The sequence below is a fragment of the Planktothrix mougeotii LEGE 06226 genome, from assembly GCF_015207485.1.
Lineage (GTDB): Bacteria > Cyanobacteriota > Cyanobacteriia > Cyanobacteriales > Microcoleaceae > Planktothrix.
In genome coordinates this window covers 47,877-69,941 of the sequence record NZ_JADEWU010000008.1, presented here as the reverse complement: position 1 = coordinate 69,941, position 22,065 = coordinate 47,877, and the positions used below count along the sequence as shown (strand labels likewise).

Genomic DNA, 22,065 nt, shown 5'->3' with positions numbered 1-22,065 from the left:
AGTTAACTCAAAAACCCGGTTTCTGAAACCTAACTGCAAAGTCGAGAAACTGGGTTTTTATAGGAATTTTGATACTGAGTATGAAGTTAACTCAAAAACCCGGTTTCTGAAACCTAACTGCAAAGTCGGGAAACGGGGTTTTTATAGGAATTTTGAGGTTGAGTATGAAGTTAAGGCAAAAACCCGGTTTCTGATTGCTAAATTCCCCCACTTCCGAGAATATACAAACTCAACAAAGTGCCACTATTCCATAAGCCGTGCATGAACATTGAGGCTAATAAATTACGCGATCGCGTATACACAAACCCTAGCACAATTCCTAACGTCATTAACGGTAAAATTTCCGAAATATTTAAGTGGGCTGCTGCAAACAAAAAACCACTTAAAATAATCGCACTCCCTAGAGGTAAATAACGAGTTAGGGAGGGTAATAAAAATCCTCGAAACATAATTTCTTCAAAGATTGGAGCAGCGATGGATGCAGTCATAAAAAAGATCGTTAACGCCACACTATCCCGACTTTCTAAGGCAATGGGTAATAACGGATTACTGCCCCCCTGTCCATCCCAAAGTTTCTGATTAATTAAAGAGACTAAAATCACCAACGGTAAGGCTACGAAATATCCCCCTAAACCCCAGAGAAACCAATTTCCTTTAAAATTCAGGGTAAACCAGCCTTCAGGTAAAGGAAAATAGGGTTTAATTGAAACATACAAAACGGAAAATCCCCCTACCATTAATAATAGATAGGTGATTAAAATATAAACCGCTTGAGTCCTAATTTCAAAACTACTGGGCTGAATATTTAACGCTTGGAAAATGGCTCTTAAGGTTAGGGGAATAAACAGTTGACCCAGTAAAGCAAATCCCACCACAAAAACTTGTAAAATTGTTTCTCCATTCCAAGGAATTAACCAAGCAACATCCATATTTGTTGCAAGGATAGAAGCCTTGCCTTTGAGAAGGGTTTGAATGCCTAAAACAATAGCTAATAAAAGTCCAATAACTAATCCCATTCCTGGAATAGCACTCACAATGATTAACTTAACAACCGCTTGTTCTGCCCGTTGTTGTTCTTGGGTTTCTAAAGCAACTAATGCTTCTGGACGCTGTTGTAAGGTATAGAGCTTAACTAAAGCTTGATAACGAAACCAACCGTCTAACTGTTTTTGTAAAATCGGTTCAGCATCGGGTAATAATCGGGCGGGAGTTTTCCATAATCCTGTTAACACTTGCGCTGTCATTTTTTCAGCTGGAAAAACGAGAAATTCACTATCTTGAGGTTCGATTAAACCCTTCCAGGTTTTTAAGGCTTTATCGGGTTGTTCTAACTGAGTTTGTAAGATGCCAATTTGCAATTGTAAATCTTGATTCAGTTGTTGTAATTGTTTTAAAGAATCCGGTGCAATTGAAGTTTCATTGGCTTGAACTTTAGCTAAACTTTTTCCAGCAGATTCTTGTACCTGTTGATATTGCTTATAAGCTTCCTCTACGGGAGTTTTGCCAATTAAGTTATCCTTCAATGTCATTAAACTTTCTTCTTCTGTCCCCTGGCTTTGCCATTGGGAGGCATGAAGCAGTAAATTGGTTTGATATAATTCCAAACGGCTTTGAATTTGCGGTTGAGTCCAACTATCAAGTAAAGATAAACTCAAAAAGCTAACCGCTACTACTGTTAAAATTGCTAAAATCCAGCGTTTTAGTGTCATGAGTTGCAAGCGTGAGGGTAAAACATTACCGAGTTTGAGCCAGAAACACAATATTTTAACTGATGCTGTCCTAAACAAGGTACAATGACATCTGGCTTAAATTCGGCTCAACTCTAGTTTAAAAGTCCAACTCCTCAATTAAAAAATGACGACCCGTGTAATTCTTGTCCGTCATGGTCAAAGTACCTATAATGCCCAACGTCGAATTCAAGGTCGCTTGGACGACTCTGTTTTAACAGAAAAAGGTTCTGTGGCGGCGCAAAAAGTGGGTGATGCCTTGACTGGTTTGACGTTCGATGCCTTGTATTGCAGTCCCCTGCAACGGGCGAAACAAACGGCTGAAATTATTGTAACGCGCCTGTCAAACCCACCTCAACTTCAGCCCCATGATTTGTTGATGGAAATTGATTTACCGTTGTGGGCGGGGATGGAACGTCAAGTGGTTCTCGAACAGTTTCCTGATGAATATCAAGCTTGGCAAGACTGTCCCCATGGGTTTTCGATGCGGGTTCCGACACCGGAAGGGGAAAAACAACATTTTCCGGTATTGGCATTATTTGAACAAGCTAAACAATTTTGGCGCGAAATTTTAAGCCGTCATCAAAATCAAACGGTTTTATTAGTAGCTCATAATGGAATTAATCGCTGTTTAATTGCGACGGCTTTGGGAATTCAACCTCAATTTTACCAAGGTTTACAACAATCTAATTGTGGCATTAGTATTTTGAATTTTACTAATATTATCCCCGGAGAATTACCGAAACCTGCGGATGTTCAATTAGAGTCGATGAACCTAACTACTCACGTCGGTCATAAAGTGCCTTCGGTGCGCCCCGGACATCAAGGGCCACGATTATTATTAGTGCGTCATGGGGAAACAGAATGGAACCGTATGGGGCAATTTCAAGGGCAAATTGATGTGCCATTAAATGATAATGGTCGAGAACAAGGTCGCAAAGCCGCAGAATTTTTAAAAGACATTAAAATTGATTTTGCGGTCACAAGTCCGATGGCACGTCCGAAAGAAACCGCCGAGATTATTTTGCAAGAACATCCAGGAATTGAATTACAATTAGAATCGGAATTTTGCGAGATTAGTCACGGGTTATGGGAAGGTAAATTCGAGACGGAAATCGAACAGCTTTACCCTGGATTATTACAGGAATGGAAAATAGCACCCCAAACGGTTCAAATGCCGGAAGGGGAGAATTTACAACAGGTTTGGCAACGATCTTTAATGGCTTGGAAGAAAATTGTTGAAACCTATAATCACCAATCTGTAACAATATTAGTGGTTGCCCATGATGCCATTAATAAAGCCCTTTTGTGTCAGTTATTTAATTTACCACCGGAGCATTTTTGGAATTTTAAACAAGGGAATGGTGCGGTGACAGTGATTGATTATCCTCACGGAATTGAGGGTTTACCTGTGTTACAAGCTGCTAATATTACGACCCATTTATCCGGTAGTATTCTCGATAAAACTGCGGCTGGAGCGTTATAATCAGTTATCAGTTATCAGTTATCAGTTATCAGTGTAGAGACGCGCCATGGCACGTCTCTACCAGTTATCAGTTATCGGTTTAACTGTTTTCTTCTGAATATGAATTGTCAACTGTTAAAGCAAGTTCGTGTGATTGATCCGGTTTCTAAACGAGATCAAATTGCTGATGTTTTAGTGATAGATGGTTATATTAAGACCATTGAATCTTATATTAATCATTACCCAGAAAATACCCAAATTATTAATAGCGAAGGGTTGATTTTAGGCCCTGGATTAGTTGATTTATATAGTCATAGTGGAGAACCAGGATTTGAGGAGCGGGAAACTTTAAATACCTTATTAAATGCCGCCGCAGCCGGAGGATTTACTCGGTTAGCGATTTTACCTAATACGATTCCTGCTATTGATAATCCAGCAACAGTAACCTTATTAAAAGAACGATCTCAGAAAGTTTCTCTAAATTCTGGATTTTCGGTTCCAAACTTGCATTTTTGGGGCGCATTCACCCAAGATGTTGCGAGTCAAAACATGACAGAATTTAGCGAATTAGCTAATGCAGGTGTTGTCGGTTTTGCCGATGGTCAACCGTTACAAAATTTAGCCTTATTACGAAGAATATTAGAATATTTAAAACCTTTAAATAAACCCTTAGCCTTCTATCCTTGCGATCGCACATTAGTGGTTAATGGAGTCATGCGAGAAGGTCATGATTCTATCTTATCCGGTTTACCCGGAATTCCAGACTATGCTGAAACCGTAGCCTTAGCCGCTATATTAGAATTAGTTGAAGTCACAAAAACCCCCATTCATATTATGCGGGTTTCTACGGCGCGAAGTGTGGAATTAATTGCTCAAGCGAAAGCCCGAAATTTACCAATAACAGCCAGTATAACCTGGATGCACTTATTATTAAATACAACATCCATTAATCGCATTTGGAATCAACCGTTAGAAGATGCTGAAACCTTAGAAAATCTAACTGTTGTTAATTCTATTCCTCTCCCCTATGATCCTAACTTAAGATTAGATCCGCCTTTAGGAAATCCTGCGGATCAACAAGCTTTAATTCAAGGAATTGAAACGGGAGTTATTGATGCGATCGCTATTGATCATACTCCCTATTCTTATGAAGAAAAAACCGTCGCTTTTTCCGACGCTCCTCCGGGTGCCATTGGCTTAGAATTAGCCTTACCCTTATTATGGAAAACCTTTGTAGAATCTGGGCAATGGTCAGCCTTAGATTTATGGCGAGTCTTAAGCAGTCAACCTGCTCTTTGTTTACAACAAACACCCCCTTCTATTCAACCCGACCAACCCGCAGAAATGATATTATTTGACCCTCAACAGCCTTCGATAGTCAATGGAAATACCCTGAAATCTCGCTCTATTAATACCCCTTGGTTGGGACAAAAAATTACAGGTCGAGTTGTACAAACTTGGTCGCCCCAAACTTAGGATAAAAACAGAAATTTCTAGGCTAAATGTAAGACTCAGGGTTTATAATTTAGCCTAGAAACCGTCTTGATTTTATTATTTTATTATTTTTGTTCATCAGGCGGATAATCAGGATCACCCAGTCCACCCATGCGGTCAGGAGGCCAAAAACGAACCGTAGCTCGACCGATAATATTTTCACGGGGGACAAAACCCCAATAATGGCTATCGTAACTATTATTGCGGTTATCACCGAGCACTAAATACTGGCCATCTGGGACTGTTCCTGGCCCCCAATTATATTGAGGTTTTTCCGCAATATATTTTTCCGGGAGAGGTTCACCATTAATAAACACTAACCCATTTTTTACCTCCACCGTTTCCCCGGGTAAACCGATAATTCTTTTGATAAAGGCATCTTTATATTGTTTTTTGAGTTCCTCTGTGGGGCTAAACACCACCACATCACCCCGATGGGGTTCTCCCAACTTATAGCCAACTTTATCAATAATCAATCGATCATTAATTTCCAAAGTTGGTAACATTGACCCAGAGGGAATGTAGCGAGCTTCAGCAACAAAGGTGCGAATGCCTAACGCCAAAAAGATGCTCAAAGTAATGGTTTTGAGGATTTCTACCCAAGGGTTCTCTTGCTGTTGAGGGGAAGGTTTAACGGGATTTGGCTCTTGATTGGGCGGGCTACTCATACGCAACGGATCACTGGACAAGAAACTACATTCATCATATCAAATTTGTCTGAAATTGGGGAATGAAAGTTCCTGATCATCAAAAGACAAATTTGAGGTTAAATCGTTTAATAGTAGATGGGATAAAGCAGATTATGTCTAATTCTTATGGTGTATTGATTCATCATGCTCAGATTTTGTTACCGAATGGTGATTTTCTGCTCGGAGATGTCGTCATTCTGGATGATAAAATTGTTGAGGTTGCTCCTGACATTGATCATCATACTTTCGGGGTCGATGATTGGGAAATTATTGATGCAGAAGGGTTAACTTTATTACCGGGTGTGATTGATCCGCAGGTGCATTTCCGCGAACCGGGTTTAGAATATAAGGAAGATTTATTTACGGCGAGTTGTGCTTGTGCAAAAGGAGGCGTAACTTCTTTTTTAGAAATGCCCAATACCCGCCCCTTAACAACAACGCAAGCAAATTTAGATGATAAATTAAGACGGGCTTCTGAAAAATGTATTGTTAATTATGGCTTTTTTATTGGGGCGACAGCCGAAAATTTACCCGATTTATTAGAAGCTAATCCGACTCCAGGGATTAAAATATTTATGGGGTCGATGCACGGAGATTTATTGGTTTCTCAAGAAGAAATATTAGACGGTATTTTTGCAAAAGGCGATCGCTTAATTGCGGTTCATGCTGAAGATCAAGCTCGAATTAATCAACGTCGTCAAGAATTTGCCGGAATCACTGATCCAGCCATTCATTCTACCATTCAAGATAATTTAGCTGCCTTACAAGCTACTCAACTCGCCTTAAAATTATCTAAAAAATATCAACGGCGATTACATATTCTGCATCTTTCAACGGGAGATGAAGCGGAGTTATTACGTCAAGATAAACCGGAATGGGTGACAGCAGAAGTTACCCCTCAGCATTTATTATTAAATATTAATGCTTATGAAACAATCGGAACTTTAGCCCAAATGAATCCGCCATTGCGAGCGCCTCAAGACAATGAAATCTTATGGCAAGCATTATTAGATGGGGTAATCGATTTTATCGCCACAGATCACGCTCCTCACACGTTAGAAGAAAAAGCAAAAGGCTATCCAAATACGCCATCAGGAATGCCGGGAGTTGAGACTTCTTTACCCTTAATGTTAACACAAGCCATGACGGGAAAATGCACGGTTCAACAAGTCTCTAATTGGATGTCTACGGCTGTGGCAAAAGCATATAAAATACCGAATAAAGGCAAAATAGAAGTGGGTTATGATGCCGATTTAATTTTAGTAGATTTAGAAACTTATCATCCGGTTTTGCGGGAAGAATTGTTAACAAAATGTGGTTGGAGTCCCTTTGAAGGGTGGGAGTTAACTGGATGGCCAGAATATACCCTTGTTGGGGGAAAAGTGGTTTATGAGTCAGGACGAATTTGTTCTAATGTTTGTGGGAAAGCGTTAAGGTTTGATGCGTCTTAGGATGTACTGATGAATATCTTATAACCGCTTACTTAAATAGTAAATAACAAACTGGCAATACTCATTATATTGCCCTTTTTTATTTTTATTTTGCCATTCATTAAGTTTTTTTCGCAAGAATTCTTTAGACCATATTTTTCCTGGAAACCTTTTATTTAACTCATCAATAATTGTTTCAAGAACTTTTTTTCGGTTAGTTTTTAATATTTGATTATTAAGATTTAGAATGTTATCCAACTCATGATTAATTGTTGTATCATCTGAATAAATTTTTCCATCACTTCCATACTTAATAGAATCCTCGCAATTCCTTTGAGGGTCAGCAGGATTTAATCTTATTTCTTTATCCCCTTTCCGAGCATTACAATGTTGAATCTGTTGAGGTTTTCCTCGATTTCCTTGACAAGAACCTAACAAATTGCGATAATCTAACTGTAATTCTGGATATTGATCAACGGATTGAGGTTTGAAATGTTCAATTTCCATGTTCTCTTCGGAAATCCGTTTCATACAATAACAGCAAATATAACCTTGTTCTTCCAGTAATGCTTTTTTGAGGGGGTCTTTTGGTCGATAATCCTCATAGGTTGCATTTGCAGTTTGCCGATATTTCAACAAACAAGAGGGTTCTGTTCTTTTAATAATTCGCTTCATTCTTTTCGGTTAAAAAAATTAATTAGGGTGTAAGCTCTAACCAATTCTGGATCATCTTCTCCAAGTAAATTGGTTAATTTTTTTAACTTAATTTTGGCATCTTCAATTTTATTATCATCAATCAGTTGGAAGCATTCATCTAACTGTTGTTGAACTTCAAGCGGACGTTCTGTAACTCCCATCAGTTCATAAAGGATGGAATTACTATCTTTTCCAAAAGTATAAGGAGTCTCTTCAATAACTTGATAATTTTCTAAGATAAACACATTTTCTTTATGAACTCGGCTTAATACTTGAGGTGAGTGTGTAGTAACGATAAATTGGCAATTGGGGAAGGTATTAGTTAATGCTGGAACAACGATTCTTTGCCATTGGGGATGTAGATGTAAGTCAACTTCATCAATTAAAACAATCCCTTTTCCTTCTAATACTTTTTCAGGTTCCTCTACCGATGGATTAAGTATTGCTAATCGTTTAGCTAAATCTGTTACCACCATTAACAACATTTTCTCCCCATCCGATAGTTTTTCTAATTTGAAATTTTGACCATTTTTTTCTATGGTTAACGTTGGAGTAAATCGGCGGGTTTCCAATTCTTGATCTGTCCTCAATCGAACAACATGAAGGTTAGAAAAATACGTTTGAGGAAAGTGATTCAAAAATTTTGTAATTGCTGTTCTAACAACTTCAAGATTTTTATTTCTATAGTTTGTATTTTCTCTTAAGCGAATTTCGTTTTCATAATCTTCTTCCTCTTTAAACCATTGAAAGAAGTCTTGAAAATTATTCACTTCATTTGAAAAAGCTCCTTCATAAGCCTTGAGTTGGTTTCCGGGTCTGATAGCGGTTGTTAATGAATATAATCTTAGTTGAGATGGAAATGTTAAAACCATTCGATGAGTCTGGTAATAAACTAATACTGGTAGGCTTAACGATGGATCATTCCCTAAATCTTCTAAAGTATTTTTTATGTGGTTTAATAATTCTTGCTTTTCAACTTTTTGATTCTTGGAATTATCTTTACTTTTTCTAATTGACCATGAAATTTTTTTATAAGGTTCAATGACAACCTGAATTAAATTATAAGATTCGTGAGATTTAATATAAATATCATCTTTTGTTAATGCTGTTTTATCACTTGATGTTGATTTGTTTCGCCGTGTTTTAAACATTATTTTACTGACATAAAATTCTAAAAAAATAGCGATCGCATCTAAAATAGAAGATTTCCCCGAACCATTCACACCAATAATAACAGCTAAGTTACGGGGAAACTGAAGCTTTAATTCTTTAAATCCTCTAAAATTTTGGAGATGAAGTTCCTCAATATACATACCTAAAGAGTTTCAAGGTTAACCTGATTCTAATCATATCATATTAATCGGGATATAACCTAAATTCATCCTTAACCCCCAAATAAATACTGCAATTTAATATTAATATTAGTATTATCTCCCGCCACGACAACAGCCGCATCATTAAATTTTGGTGGCCCTGTGAGAATAGCGGGATTTTTAGAGAAACCAAATCCTTCAGTAGGAATTCCTAACCCATTACGGTTAGCTGTTTTGTCGTTATTCGCATCATGAAGAACCGCAATGGCATAACTACCCGGTTGTAAATTATCAAAAGTCATGACCACAGGAACTTGTGTAATACTGGTACAACGACTTTGAATCGCATCGTCTCCATTACTGGGAAAGCCTTTATTACTCGCAAATAAACTCACACAAACTTGTCCATTTTTATTTTTTAATCCGTCAATGCTGAGAGTAATTTTGCTTTTAGTTTGAGCTTGAACAGTTAGAGGAATGCTAACAGCACTCAAACACAGAAAAGCTGCGAGAAATACTAAGGGTTTTGCTGGGTGAATCATGGGGTTATTTTTGCAATCGGTTAGACTGGAATTCAATCTGTTTAAATTATCTTACAACAGGATAATTTTGTAAAGTTGTTTTGCGATCGCATTTTATTAATTAGTCCCCAACTTAGAACCCCAGTTAACATTATCCTGGCCAACATTCAATAAAGTCGCAATCCGATCCCCTGTTTCTGTATAGGTTAATTCAATTTGTAGATAACTGTCCGGTTTATAAGGTAAACGATCAGCCCATTCAATGGCAACAATTCCCGGTTCTACTTCAATTCCTTCCCAATATTGTTCTAAATTCAAGTCTTCAATTTCTGAGGGGTCTAATCTATATAAGTCCAAATGGTAGAGAGGAATTCGCCCAGTTGTATATTCATTAATCAAGGTAAATGTCGGGCTTTCAATGGATTCAGGAATGCCTAACCCTGCTCCTAAACCTTGGACAAAAGTGGTTTTTCCGGCTCCTAAATTTCCTTCTAATAATAGAATACTATTAGCCGGGAGCGATCGCCCTAATTTTTTGCCGAATTCATGGGTAGCTTCAGCGTTGGGTAGATGAAATTGAGTCATATTCAGTTATCAGTTATCAGTTATCAGTAGGGGCGAGGTTTTCTCGCCCATCGTCAGTTATTAATTATCTAGGATAAAGTTAGTTTTTGTTATACCAGCGTAATAGAACTTGAGCTAAACGATAGGGATTATGGCGTAAATATCCCGTATTTTCATCCACATCCATAATATTACTCATCACAATTCTTCGGCCTAATTGTTTAACAAGATCTCGATCTAAAGTAACCGGATGAGAATCTTCTTGAGCATAGCGAATTAAGGCATTGGCTGGGGGAACTGTCCCTTGAAGTAACACCGCATCAAAGAGTTGATAACCGCAAGCTTTATCAATGGCTTTAATATGATCCGAAACGCTATAACCGTCCGTTTCTCCCGGCTGAGTCATAATATTACAAACATAAATCCGAGGAATATTTCGAGACGCTACTGCTGCGGCAATTTCGGGTACTAATAAATTAGGAATCACACTGGTATATAAACTCCCAGGGCCGATAATAATAAAATCTGCCTCTAAAATCGCTTGTACGGCTTTGGGAAGGGCGGGAGGATTCGGGGGAATACAACCAATCGTTACAATTTTTCCCTTCGCTTCGGTAATACTAGATTCCCCATGAATCCGCCGACCATCGGCTAATTTTGCCCATAAATGAACATCAGTTAAAGTAGCAGGTAAAACTTGACCTCGAATGGCTAAAACTTTAGAACTGGCGGCAATTGCTTGTTCTAAATCTCCTTCAATTTCTGACATTGCTGTTAAGAATAAATTTCCGAAACTATGTCCGGTTAATCCATCTCCTGCGGTAAATCGATATTGAAATAATTCCGTTAATAATCGTTCTTCATCCGCTAAAGCTGCTAAACAATTGCGAATATCTCCCGGTGGTAAAACCCCCATTTCTCGACGTAATCGACCGGAAGAACCCCCATCATCAGCAACGGTAACAATAGCGGTAATATTAGCGCTATATTCTTTCAATCCTCGCAATAAAGTCGATAACCCAGTTCCGCCTCCAATAGCTACAATTTTCGGCCCCCGTAATAAACGACGATGACTTAATAATCGATCAACTAATTGTTCATCTCCAGCCGGATGAAACGCTTCACTAATAGAATTTAAACTGCGGGTTTGACTCCACAGAATCAAAAGAATTCCCAAAGCAATCATCAATGGCCCTGAAATATAATTCGGAATAACAGTGGTAATCCATCCTAAGAAATTTTTCAGCAATTGTAGGATGTAATAAATTGGGGTCATTCCCGTCCAGATCGCTAACCCCAAACTGGTTACTAACACCCCGGTGGCGCTAATGGCCATCCAGCGTTTTACAAATAGTCCGGGGGCTAACCATTTAAACCATTGGTTAATCATCCGAGGAGAACGAGAGTTGGAAAAACCCAGATAGAGTCTGAATTTCATCATCCTGCGAAGGGTGTGTTTGAATGAACCAGTTGGCATAGGTATAGATCTCAGATGGATATGCAGGGTTTGACGACCAATTTACAATACAGTATGGGAGGCTGGCCGTAAAATAACGACTAGAGTTGAACTTAACAAGGCTATTTTTCTATCTTATTCTGAGGATTCCCCCAAGGAAAAATCAAGGGGATGAGGGTTATCCCTTCAGGCTCAGAATAAGGGCATAGGGTGAAAGGTACAATGATGAGAAGGGTTTGGCAAGATCATGAAAGACAGTACAACCGGAAAAAGTCATCGAATTGAAGTTGAACCCAGGGATTTGAAAGATAACTTGGTCTTATCTAAACGATCAGAATCCTTAGAACCTTTAATTGAGTTAAAAGGAGTCAGTAAGGCTTTTGGTTCTCAAGTGATTTTAGAGCAGGTTGATTTAACGATTTATCGGGGAGAAGCGTTAGGAATTATTGGCCCTTCAGGAACAGGAAAATCAACGATTTTGCGAATTATTGCTGGACTTTTACCTCCTGACCAGGGGGAAGTTTATGTATTAGGAAAAAAACGAGAAGGATGGGTCGATGATATTACTGATCCGATTGGAATTGCTATGGTGTTTCAACAGGCGGCTTTATTTGATTCTTTAACCGTTACGGAAAATATTGGTTTTTTATTGTATCAACATACAAAATTACCTCCTCGAAAAATTAAAGAATTAGTGAATGAAAAGTTAGAAATGGTAGGATTACCCAATATTGGCGATCGCTATCCCGCAGAACTGTCTGGAGGAATGCGAAAACGAGTGAGTTTTGCCCGTGCAATTATGCCAAATCCCGAAAATCCCAGGGAGACTCCAGAAGTTATTTTATATGACGAACCTACCGCAGGTTTAGATCCGATTGCATCGACGGTTATTGAAGATTTAATTAGAGATTTACAACATAGCGGAAAAGGATGTAGTACCTATGGAATTGTAACGCATCAAGATAGTACCATTCGACGCACGGCGGATCGGATTGTGTTTTTGTATCAAGGATTGGTTCAATGGCAAGGCACAATTCAAGAAGCCTACACAACGGATAGTGCAATTGTACAACAATTTTTTAGTGGGAGTATTGAAGGGCCGATTAAAGTTGCTCAATAGGATTAAGACCCTATGAATTTTAACTTGAATAATATTTTAACTAATCAGGTGCATTAGGTGGTTCTGCTTGCTAGAAGTTTCCCTAACAAAGCTTCCTCGCCTAAGACACCTAATTTTTTATATTCCTAAGTTTGTAAGACTACACTATCCTGAATAAAAAATGAAATTATACTGGAGGTTAATACCCATTAAACTAGGATTTACGTTTCTTTAAAAGGGGGCTTCCTAGTCCAACTAAAGCCAATAAACCTAATGTTGTGCTTGGTTCGGGTACAGAAGCTGGTTGAAATTCTAAAGTCATTTTTGCGAAAGAGACAATCGCATCATCGCTATAGCCAGCTTCTAAGTTTCCCTGACTATTGTTAAAAGCTGTTGCAATTTTGTCAGCACTGAAAAAATTAAACAAATTGATTTCAACGGATTGCTGTTTGCCGTACTCAACTGAATTAAAATCTAAAAATTTATTGGCGTTTAAGGAACCAATTCCTGTGATCCAAAAGTTATCATTTTTAGAGTACATAAACGGTGTTACGTCCAGATTGACTAAGGCTTTAGTTAGTGTACCTTTAATAGACTCAACACCAAAATTAAAATTCCACTCCGTAATTTCATCCTTTCCATCCCCTAATATTTTAGAATTGTTTGGTAGAAGGGTAAAATCTCCGTTTTGCAAAGAAGTCCCAAATGTCACTTCAGGGGTAGAACTTCCTACCACCTCATCCGAAATCAGGGTTGCTGCGAAAGCTTTACCTGGAATTAATGCAGATAAAACGAATGCAGTAGTTAAGGTAAACTTATTGAAATTATTCATTGCTGTAGCCTACTAAAGGGGAAAAAAAATCTACCATTAGATCAGTATTTTATTTAATCTAATGTGATTTGTTTGTTGTCTGAACACCATCCTAAATTGAAATTATGAGGAGGTGTTAACAAGTTTGAGGGTTTTACTAAATCTTTAATTTAAGTTGGCTCCAATAAAATATTAAATTAACTTATGGTTAAAATGATCTTTTAGCTTGAAATACAAATATCTAAAATTCTTTCTGATTCGTCAATTGAGGGGTTTTTAAAGTTGAAAAATATTCTCTATGTGGATTTAAAAAAGGTAGAATTCACTCTATCAAAAGGATGACTTTTTTTAAAATTTAGTTCAATAATTTGTTGCTGAATTCGATGGAATTTAAAAATTATATAAGTGAAGTTTATATAGTATAAACACGGATCAAATTAGGTCATATTTACAGAATTTTTATGAAACTATTCCTTTTGATCAGTAAATTCTCGGTTGTAAAGTACAGTCTGGTAACAATTATTGTTTAGTTTGTATATTCGATAAGGTTTAGTGGTGCGTGCGCTGTGCTTACGCACCCTACGGGGTTTTGTTTAGGATGTGGGGTAAATCAATTCCGACTTGATTATTAAAAATCTCCATATATCTTAAATCTCGTTCATCAAAACTGACTTTTAAATAATCAGGAATATCATAAATATCTTTCGGATGATAAGGGGGATAATTTCCGGGTTTGCGTTTATTCAGTAATTGCGTTACCCCTAATAATTCCCCATCAAAACTTAATATTGGCATACATAATAAACTACAGGTGCGATAACCCGTTTCTTGATCTGTTCCTTGAGCCGTTTGAGACTCAGGATGATCATACACATCAAAGGGAATCATAATCGGTTTTTTCATTTGGGCAACTTTTCCCGCAAATCCTTCATTTTTATAGATATAAAAGGTTTCTAATGTGCCATCAATTCTCGGAATTTTTGTCCAGAGTTTATCAGGATCATGAGCATCGACTAACCATAAGGTACTGCGATCCGCATTGGTTAATTTCTTAGCAGATTCTATCACGGTATACAGAATTTTTTCAGGATCAAACCCAATTTGGCGCACGGAATTAATCGCCGATCTTAAAGTATCTGTAGCCCGTTGTTTTTGCAGGGTGCTAATTTCTTGATGAAAAGATTGACATCCTTCTAAGACTTTAATAATAAATTCTGAGCGTTTATCAAGTTGTTGGACATCTGCGGCGGTAAATCCCTGATTATTAATCTGTTCAGAATTTAAAACGGGAGAATCTATTAATTTATTGAGTAAACGAATAACTGCAATTACTTGGCCGTCTGAATTAATAAACGGAAAAAATAAAGCATTCTGTAACTGTTCGCGTAAATCAAATCGCACCCCAACTTGAAACCAAGGATCATCTAAGTTAGAAATGGAGTTCAGAACTAAGCTAGAATTAGAATTAAGGAGTTTTTCAGCTAAATTAACATCAGCCTCAATAATCACTTCAATCAGAAGGTTAGAATTATTGCTATCGGGAATAATTGACCAAAACTCCTGTTTATCACTATTAAAAATAAAAATATCCGTTTGAGCAACCCTGAGCAATTTACTAATAGATTGCATCATAAATTCTAAAATATTATATAACGTGCTATAAAGTTCTTCATCTTTCTGGCTTCCCACCGCTTGACTTAACATGGCTAAGGTATGATAAACGACTTTTTGTGATTGAAATTCGGCTAATTTTTTTAAGCGCTCATGAACTTTTGCATATTGTAAAATCACCCCGACTCGTTCATTAAAAACCTGCATGGACTGACGATCATTTTTATCAAAACTGGCTTTAAATTTTTCCGGTGCTTGGGGCCATAAAGCCGGGTTATAATCGGGATAGTTACCCAGATTTAATTTATTTACTAATTGAGTTACTCCTAATAATTCCCCATCGGGATTTAAAACAGGCATACACAATAAACTACAGGTACGATATCCCGTTTCTAAATCCGTTTCTTTGGAGGTTTGAGAATCAGGATGTTGATAAACATCAAAGGGAATAATAATCGGTTCTCTCGTTCGCGCCACTTGACCTGCAAAGCCTTCATTAATATGAATTCGTTTTTCAATTAATGTGCCATCCCTTTGCCGAATTTTTGTCCAGAGTTCCTGTTTTTCTTCATCGACTAACCACAGGGTACTCCGGTCAGCATTCATTAAGTTTTTAGCCGCATCCATCACCCGTTGTAAGATTTCTTTAGTATCTAATTGACTCCCATCTAAAGAACGAGTGGCTTCTGCTAAAGCGGCGGTTGCTTGTAATTTGCGGCTGGCTTGACGACAGGATTGACAACTTTCTAAAAACCGTCGAATATGAGGCGCAAATCGGGTTAATTGTTCTTCATCGGCTTGGTTAAATCCTTCTTCTTTAACCCGTTTAGCTAAAGGTTCGGATTCAAACAGATTAGCTTTCAGTTTATTCAATAATTGAATAACAGCAACAACTTCTTTGGCGTGATTACAAATAGGATAAGCTAAAACATTATAGGTGTGATAGCCATATTTTTGATCGGCTAATTTGACTAAATTAGAACGAGGATCATCATAGACATTGCCAGGAATATTAATAATTTTTTTGGTTTTTGCGGCTTGTCCAGCAATTCCTTCTCCAACGGGAACTTGAATATTGAGAAATTCATTACTTTGATTTTCAGCGACTAAAGACCACAGTTCGGTTTTTTCTGCATTTAATAGATAAATGGTAGCGCGATCTGCTTTTAATAAATCTCCTAATTTTAGGGTAATTTGCCGTAATACTTCATAAATGACTTCATCGGAACTGGTTCCCTCGGCGACTCGACAAATTTGGGTTTCTAACAGTTGAACTTTGAGTTTAGCCAGGGTTTGGATAAATTCGGGTTCAATAATCGCTAATTCATCCCGTAACTCCGCTAAGGCTTTTTGACACCAACTCGACGTAAATACCTCTTTATAAATCCGATTTCTGATTTCTAATTTACCTTCTCGTTTACTCACTAAACCCGATAACCGTAATTCCATTTGTTCCAGACTATTATCGGCTAAAATTCTCCCTTTTTCTCTAATTTTTTGATATAATTTTAATAAGTCAATACTGCGATTTTTTTGGCGAAGGAGCCGATCTCGAATGGTTCTTAAATGTTCGGGTTCGTCTTGGTGTTCCCAATTATTAATCACGTGCGATCGCACAAATTTCTCGACCCATTCCGCCTCGGAACCCGGAGGAATATTATCAGGAGACTTAACAATTAATTTACAAATTTTTTGGGTTAAAAAGGGTTGTCCTGATGTCCAACTGAGAACCGCATCTAATAACGCTTGGGGATGTTCGGATTTCAGTTTTAATCCTTCCGCAATGGGTTGAGCTTCGTGGGATTGAAACCCATGTAATTCAATGCCATAACCACAATCAAACGGTAAACTATTATAGTTGGCATCCTTCATCAAATCATAGGGAGAAGCGACCCCTAAAATGGCAAAGGTTAAACGGTTATATTCGGGGAGATCGGCGCGTTTATTATAACAAGCTCTGAGTAATCCTAAAAATTCATTCGCTAAGTCTGGTAATCTCAATAAGCTATCAATTTCATCAATAAAAATGATAATATTTTTTTCAATTAATAAAGGATGTTTTAATAAAATATCATGAATAAATTTATTAAAGCGATTCATCGGGGATAAATCAGATTCTCGACAGCCTTGTTTAAAACTATCAATGGATTCTAAAAGATTAAAGTTCTCAGCTAAACTATCAATAATATCTGCATAAAATTGTTTGCGAGTTAAGTCGGAACTAATAATGGCAGTTAAATCAATAGACGCACAAGCTAACCCTTGTTCTTGAAGTTTACGCATGGTTTTAACGCGCAAACTAGATTTCCCCATTTGACGACAAGTTAACACATAACAAAACATTCCTCCCATAAGTTGATGATATAATTCATGATCAGCTTTTCTCCAAACATAAGTCGGAGAATCGGGAGGTAAACTGCCACCAACTTTATATTCATAATTCATACATTGCCTCCCTCAACTTGAATTTAAAAATCAATACCTTTATTCTACTGAAATCCGATAAACCTGCATAGAACCAATGCCTTTTAACTCTCTAAATTCACTCTTAATAATATTCAAACCCAGATGACGTTTAACAGCTTCATAAACCATTGAAGAAATACAAATTCCCCTCGGATACGCTTCAACTTGCAAACGTGCTGCAATATTGACCCCATCTCCATAGACATCATTCCCATTAAAATAAACCTCGGCGAGATGAATGCCAATTCGATGTTCTAAAACCGCATCAGAGGGTAATTCAGAGGCGGCGGTTATCAATGTTTTTTGAATTTCTTGCGCGCATTGAACTGCTTTTACCACCGAAACAAAATACATAAGTAACCCGTCTCCAACTGATTTTAAGACCTGTCCTTCAAATTGTTGACATAATCGCGTCATTAAATTCAAATCTCTAAAAACAGCCGCTAAGGTAGGTTCTTGATTTTGATGATGTTTTTGTGCGGAATCTTTGACATCAGTAAACATAATAGCCGCTAAAATATTTCTCGTCTGCTCAGGAATAAGTTCTAGGTTTTCTAATCGTTTTTCTGTTGAAGGCAATGTGAGCAGGGAAGATTTTAAACGATCTCGAAAATATTCTCGATATAAGGTTTTTCTAATTTCTACTTGATTTCCTTGCAAATAAACTAACCCCATACTATTGAGATCAAAGGCTAATTTTGATTTTAACTCAATAGGTTGTTCCGATTCCACAACGGTTCTAAATGCTTGGGCGAGTTCAGGATATTTTTCTAAATTCCAAAGATGTAATCGTAAATAATCCGCATAAATTCCTGTATCCTTGGGAGCGTCTTCTAAAATTTGTTTTAAACTCATTTTTTCGCGCACCATTTTATAAAAAGCAACCCGCAATAAATGGGGATGTCCTCCCAGCATCTCCATCAATTTCTCTATTTCAAAAGGCGTTAATTTAAACCCATGTCTCCGAGCAAGTTCCTGGACTTGTTGGGTATTTAATTCTGGGAGTTTGGCATCTAATCCTACATTAAAGGGAGATTGATGAATATCTAACGGAATATAAACTTCTGTTCCGTGAGCAATAATTAAACGCAGGTGTTTCCAAATCTCAATTTGTTTGGATTTTTCATGCCAAGCTCTCAGTAAACCAAAAAAATCATCGGCAATTTTTTCATGTTGAAAAATCCGATCAACCGCATCTAACCCTAAAACTAACGGTTGCCCTAATGTTGGTAATAAATACCGAGCAAAATAGTTCGTACAATTATTTTTACTGCCTAATTCTTCATCCCAATATTGATTCAGTTGCATGGGGAGTTGTAAATCATCCGCCACCATTGCACAAAAACGCCGTAAAAATCGATTCAAATCTGCAAAAACTTCATTATCTGTTAACTCAAAATTCACAACAACGGTACGACAACCTTGACGTTGAGCATGGTTTAATAATCTCGCCATTAAAGAAGTTTTTCCCATCTGTTTTGGCCCTTTAATGCGAATTAAACTTCCGGGTTTGACAATTTCTTCATAGGCTTGAGATTCAATCGGAGGACGTTCAATATAAAAAGGAGAAGATAAATTAACTTGACCGCCAGGTAATTCTAGTTCAAAATTTAGGGTTTCCTGAGATTTTTCTAAGGGTTGATTTGAGGAATTAAATGTATCTTGTTTTTTGAATAATTCTTGTAAAATTAACCGCACCGTTTTAATCCCAACTTTTTCTCCCGTTGCGTCTGAAAGTAGTTTCCATAAATTGGGAGCTAAAATGGTTTGAACCGTATTTTCACTATACCCGATAATCCGAATTTCCTTGAGTTTAGCACCAAGCAGTGCTTGTCTGAGGATCGCCTCTTGAACTTGATCCAAAGGATTTTGAGTCCGATTAATAACCAGATGTTTAGCAAATTGAATTAGCTCTAAGACCTCTACATCCATGATCAGGCCCTCTTGCTTCCCCTTTTTCTTTTAAAATACCATGAATTTTATGAATTTTATGAATTTTATGAAGAATTAGGGGAATCTGGTGATAAAAATCTTGAATTTTATGATTTTTTTGATGAAGGATTAGGCTTTTATTTTTGGAAAATGTCAATATACTAGATTTAGAGAGATGAGCTATAGTTTCCATTTACCTCTTTATTTTTTATTAATCAGGGCAAAACGATGAACCTTTCCACTCAAGTTGCTTTATCTCCACAAACCTTGAGGATTTCAGAGTTTATTGCACCTCTGACACCCAGCAATTTTCGCACGGAAATGAAGTCCGTTGAGCAACAGCTTAAAACGGTGTACCAAACTTTAGCAATGTTGCGGGTGAGTAATCATAGTTTTGAAGCTTTTCTCAATGAAATGCTGAATGCAATTACCCTAAAAATTGGAGAACTTTTAGGGGCAGATCGGACAACGGTTTTCTTGCTGGATGAAGACCAAAATGAACTCTGGTCATTAATTGCTAAAGATGAAGGAAAAGGCTCTTTAGAAATTAGAATTCCTCTGACTCAAGGAATTGCGGGTAAAGTCGCTCGTTCTAAGGAAAAGATTAATATTCCCTTTGATTTTTATGAATATCCAGAAGCGGCTTCTGCAAAAGCATTAGATCAAGAAACCGGGTATCGAACCTACACAATGTTAACGTTACCCTTGTTAAATGATCAAGGAAAATTAGTTGCGGTTGTGCAACTGTTAAATAAACTCAAAAAAGATAGCCCTGCGGGTTTACCTCTACAAGAACGAATAGATTTTTCTGGGTTTACGGTCAATGATGAAACCTTATTTGCTGAGTTTTCACCGTTAATTCAATTAATTATTGAAAGTTCTCAATCCTTTTATGATGCCACTCAAAAACAACGGGCGGCGGAAGCTTTATTAGAAGCAACTCGTTGTTTAGCTTCCAGTCGTTTAAATTTGGAAGAAACCCTGAAACGGGTGATGAATGAAGCTAAAAAATTAATGAATGCTGACCGCAGTACCATTTGGTTATTAAATGATGAAAAAACGGCGTTATGGGCTAAAATTCCTCAACAGGATGGCACGTTAAAAACGATTACGGTGCAAGTCGGACAAGGGTTTGCGGGAAAAGTTGCCCAAACGGGTAAACCTGTGAATATTGCTTTTGATTTATACAATCATCCTGATGCAAATACTTCTAAAAAAGTTGATCAAACAACGGGTTATCGGACTTGCAGTTTATTGTGTATGCCTGTCTTTAATGCGGATGAAGAATTAATTGGAGTAACGCAGTTAGTGAATAAACGGAGACAGGGGGATTTTCCTGATTATAATCCCGAAAATTGGCCGAATGCTCCTGAATGTTTTAAAGCCAGTTTTAATCGCAGTGATCAAGATTTTATGGAAGCGTTTAATATTCAAGCGGGAGTGGCGATTCAAAATGCTAAATTGTTTGAAACCGTTAAACAACAATATGCCAAAATTCAACAACAAGAACAAATGCAACGGGATATGCTTCGCAGTTTAACAAACGGTGTGATTTCAACCAATTCCCAAGGTGAAATTATTGCCGCTAATCCCAGCGCAAATCGGTTGTTAGGGTTCAGTGAAACTGATTCGTTAGAAGGCAAATCAATTTTTGAATTAGTCCGCTTAAAAGGGGCTGATTTTCCCTATTGGTTTAATACAGCGTTAACCGGAAAAAATGAAAAATCTCGTCAACAATTTTATCCTGATCAAACTTTAATTTCGGGTCAAAAATCAGAATCTAGTGTGCATTTATCGATTAATTCTATAGCCGATGCGGGGAATCAACAGAATATTTATGGTGCTTTAGTGGTGATGGATGATATTAGCGATGAAAAACGGCTCAAAAGTACGATGTATCGCTATATGACCCAGGAGTTAGCTGAACAATTATTAGCCAGTGGGGATGCAAAATTAGGAGGCGATCGCAAAGAAGTTTCTGTGTTATTTTCCGATATTCGAGGCTATACAAACCTTGTGGAAAGTATGGATGCAGAAGCCGTTGTGGGAATGCTAAATGAATATTTTAATGTGATGGTTGAACCCATTTTTAAGCATAAAGGAACCCTCGATAAATATATGGGGGATGCCATTATGGGGGTGTTTGGTTCACCGATTCCCTTAGAAGATCATGCTTGGAAAGCGGTACAAACTGCGTTAGATATGCGATCAGCTTTAATTCAATTTAATCAGCAAAGAATAGCTCAAAAACAACCCCCTATTCGCATTGGAATTGGGATTCATTCAGGAAATGCTATTAGTGGAAATATTGGTCATTCTCGACGGATGGAATTTACAGTCATTGGGGATGATATTAATTTAGGTTCTCGGTTAGAAGGGACAACTAAACGCTATAATTGTGATATTATTATTAGTGGCAGTACCTATCAGCTTTGTGCGGATCGATTAATCGTTCGAGAGTTAGATATTGTTCGGGTTAAAGGCAAAACCCAACCTGTTTCTCTCTATGAATTAGTTGGGGAAAAATCGGCTGTTATTTCTGATCAAAAATTGGAAGCGATCGCCCTTTATGAAACGGGACGCAAAGCCTATTTGGATCGAGATTTTACGACCGCATTAAGTAAGTTTGCAGCCGTATTATCCCTGACTCCCGAAGATTCCGCCGCAACCCTACATATTCAACGCTGTCAACATTGGTTAAAAACCCCCTTACCTGCTCATTGGGATGGAGTAGAAAATTTAACAGAAAAGTAATTTTGATTCAGGAGTCTTAATGAGTTTAAACTGAACA

15 protein-coding genes are annotated in these 22,065 nt (G+C 37.5%); 5 read left to right on the top strand and 10 right to left on the bottom strand.

Annotated elements, in window-relative coordinates:
• Window positions 1–197 precede the first annotated feature (197 nt).
• Window positions 198–1,709, bottom strand: a complete 1,512-nt coding sequence (locus tag IQ236_RS05895) for a CPBP family intramembrane glutamic endopeptidase (protein ID WP_193868393.1) — start codon at window positions 1,707–1,709, stop codon at window positions 198–200.
• Between the two features lie 145 nt (window positions 1,710–1,854).
• Here IQ236_RS05895 and IQ236_RS05890 point away from each other — a divergent pair, with 145 nt between their 5' ends.
• The gene (locus IQ236_RS05890; protein WP_193868392.1) at window positions 1,855–3,213 is read left to right on the top strand and encodes a histidine phosphatase family protein; all 1,359 of its coding nucleotides are present in this window, start codon (window positions 1,855–1,857) and stop codon (window positions 3,211–3,213) included.
• Window positions 3,214–3,312: 99 nt separating this feature from the next.
• Window positions 3,313–4,668 (top strand): dihydroorotase, encoded by a 1,356-nt coding sequence (locus tag IQ236_RS05885; RefSeq protein ID WP_193868391.1) that lies wholly within the window; start codon window positions 3,313–3,315, stop codon window positions 4,666–4,668.
• 83 nt (window positions 4,669–4,751) lie between these two features.
• Here the strand turns inward: IQ236_RS05885 and lepB are convergent, their stop codons facing one another.
• Window positions 4,752–5,354, bottom strand: coding sequence for a signal peptidase I (gene lepB, locus IQ236_RS05880; protein WP_190518204.1), 603 nt, complete (start codon window positions 5,352–5,354; stop codon window positions 4,752–4,754).
• A 134-nt stretch (window positions 5,355–5,488) separates the two neighbouring features.
• On the opposite strand from lepB, the gene IQ236_RS05875 reads away from it, so the two are divergent.
• Window positions 5,489–6,826: a dihydroorotase gene (locus IQ236_RS05875; protein WP_193868390.1), complete on the top strand. Its 1,338-nt coding sequence runs from the start codon at window positions 5,489–5,491 to the stop codon at window positions 6,824–6,826.
• 18 nt (window positions 6,827–6,844) lie between these two features.
• Here the strand turns inward: IQ236_RS05875 and IQ236_RS05870 are convergent, their stop codons facing one another.
• The 5 genes from IQ236_RS05870 to IQ236_RS05850 all read right to left on the bottom strand — a co-directional run bounded on the left by IQ236_RS05870 (window position 6,845) and on the right by IQ236_RS05850 (window position 11,376).
• Window positions 6,845–7,480 carry a retron system putative HNH endonuclease gene (locus tag IQ236_RS05870; protein ID WP_193868389.1) on the bottom strand — a complete coding sequence of 212 codons (636 nt, stop codon included), beginning with the start codon at window positions 7,478–7,480 and terminating at the stop codon, window positions 6,845–6,847.
• The gene (locus IQ236_RS05865; RefSeq protein ID WP_193868388.1) at window positions 7,477–8,814 is read right to left on the bottom strand and encodes an AAA family ATPase; all 1,338 of its coding nucleotides are present in this window, start codon (window positions 8,812–8,814) and stop codon (window positions 7,477–7,479) included. Before IQ236_RS05865 ends, IQ236_RS05870 begins: the two co-directional genes overlap by 4 nt.
• Before the next feature lie 71 nt (window positions 8,815–8,885).
• A complete protein-coding gene (locus IQ236_RS05860; protein ID WP_193868387.1) occupies window positions 8,886–9,356 on the bottom strand; it encodes a DUF2141 domain-containing protein in 471 nt (156 codons plus the stop codon).
• Between the two features lie 96 nt (window positions 9,357–9,452).
• A complete protein-coding gene (gene tsaE / locus IQ236_RS05855) occupies window positions 9,453–9,920 on the bottom strand; it encodes a tRNA (adenosine(37)-N6)-threonylcarbamoyltransferase complex ATPase subunit type 1 TsaE (protein ID WP_193868386.1) in 468 nt (155 codons plus the stop codon).
• 79 nt (window positions 9,921–9,999) lie between these two features.
• The gene (locus tag IQ236_RS05850; protein WP_193868385.1) at window positions 10,000–11,376 is read right to left on the bottom strand and encodes a gluconeogenesis factor YvcK family protein; all 1,377 of its coding nucleotides are present in this window, start codon (window positions 11,374–11,376) and stop codon (window positions 10,000–10,002) included.
• 226 nt (window positions 11,377–11,602) lie between these two features.
• Here IQ236_RS05850 and IQ236_RS05845 point away from each other — a divergent pair, with 226 nt between their 5' ends.
• Window positions 11,603–12,475 (top strand): ABC transporter ATP-binding protein, encoded by an 873-nt coding sequence (locus IQ236_RS05845; protein WP_193868384.1) that lies wholly within the window; start codon window positions 11,603–11,605, stop codon window positions 12,473–12,475.
• A gap of 193 nt (window positions 12,476–12,668) precedes the next feature.
• Here the strand turns inward: IQ236_RS05845 and IQ236_RS05840 are convergent, their stop codons facing one another.
• The 3 genes from IQ236_RS05840 to IQ236_RS05830 all read right to left on the bottom strand — a co-directional run bounded on the left by IQ236_RS05840 (window position 12,669) and on the right by IQ236_RS05830 (window position 19,274).
• Window positions 12,669–13,286, bottom strand: coding sequence for a PEP-CTERM sorting domain-containing protein (locus IQ236_RS05840; RefSeq protein ID WP_193868383.1), 618 nt, complete (start codon window positions 13,284–13,286; stop codon window positions 12,669–12,671).
• 558 nt (window positions 13,287–13,844) lie between these two features.
• Window positions 13,845–17,321 carry a GAF domain-containing protein gene (locus IQ236_RS05835; protein WP_193868382.1) on the bottom strand — a complete coding sequence of 1,159 codons (3,477 nt, stop codon included), beginning with the start codon at window positions 17,319–17,321 and terminating at the stop codon, window positions 13,845–13,847.
• 39 nt (window positions 17,322–17,360) lie between these two features.
• Entirely contained in the window at window positions 17,361–19,274 is a 1,914-nt protein-coding gene (locus IQ236_RS05830) for an AAA-like domain-containing protein (RefSeq protein ID WP_228041444.1), read from the bottom strand.
• Window positions 19,275–19,502: 228 nt separating this feature from the next.
• Between IQ236_RS05830 and IQ236_RS05825 the strand changes: the two genes are divergently transcribed.
• Entirely contained in the window at window positions 19,503–22,028 is a 2,526-nt protein-coding gene (locus IQ236_RS05825) for a GAF domain-containing protein (RefSeq protein ID WP_193868381.1), read from the top strand.
• The last annotated feature ends 37 nt before the right edge of the window (window positions 22,029–22,065 follow it).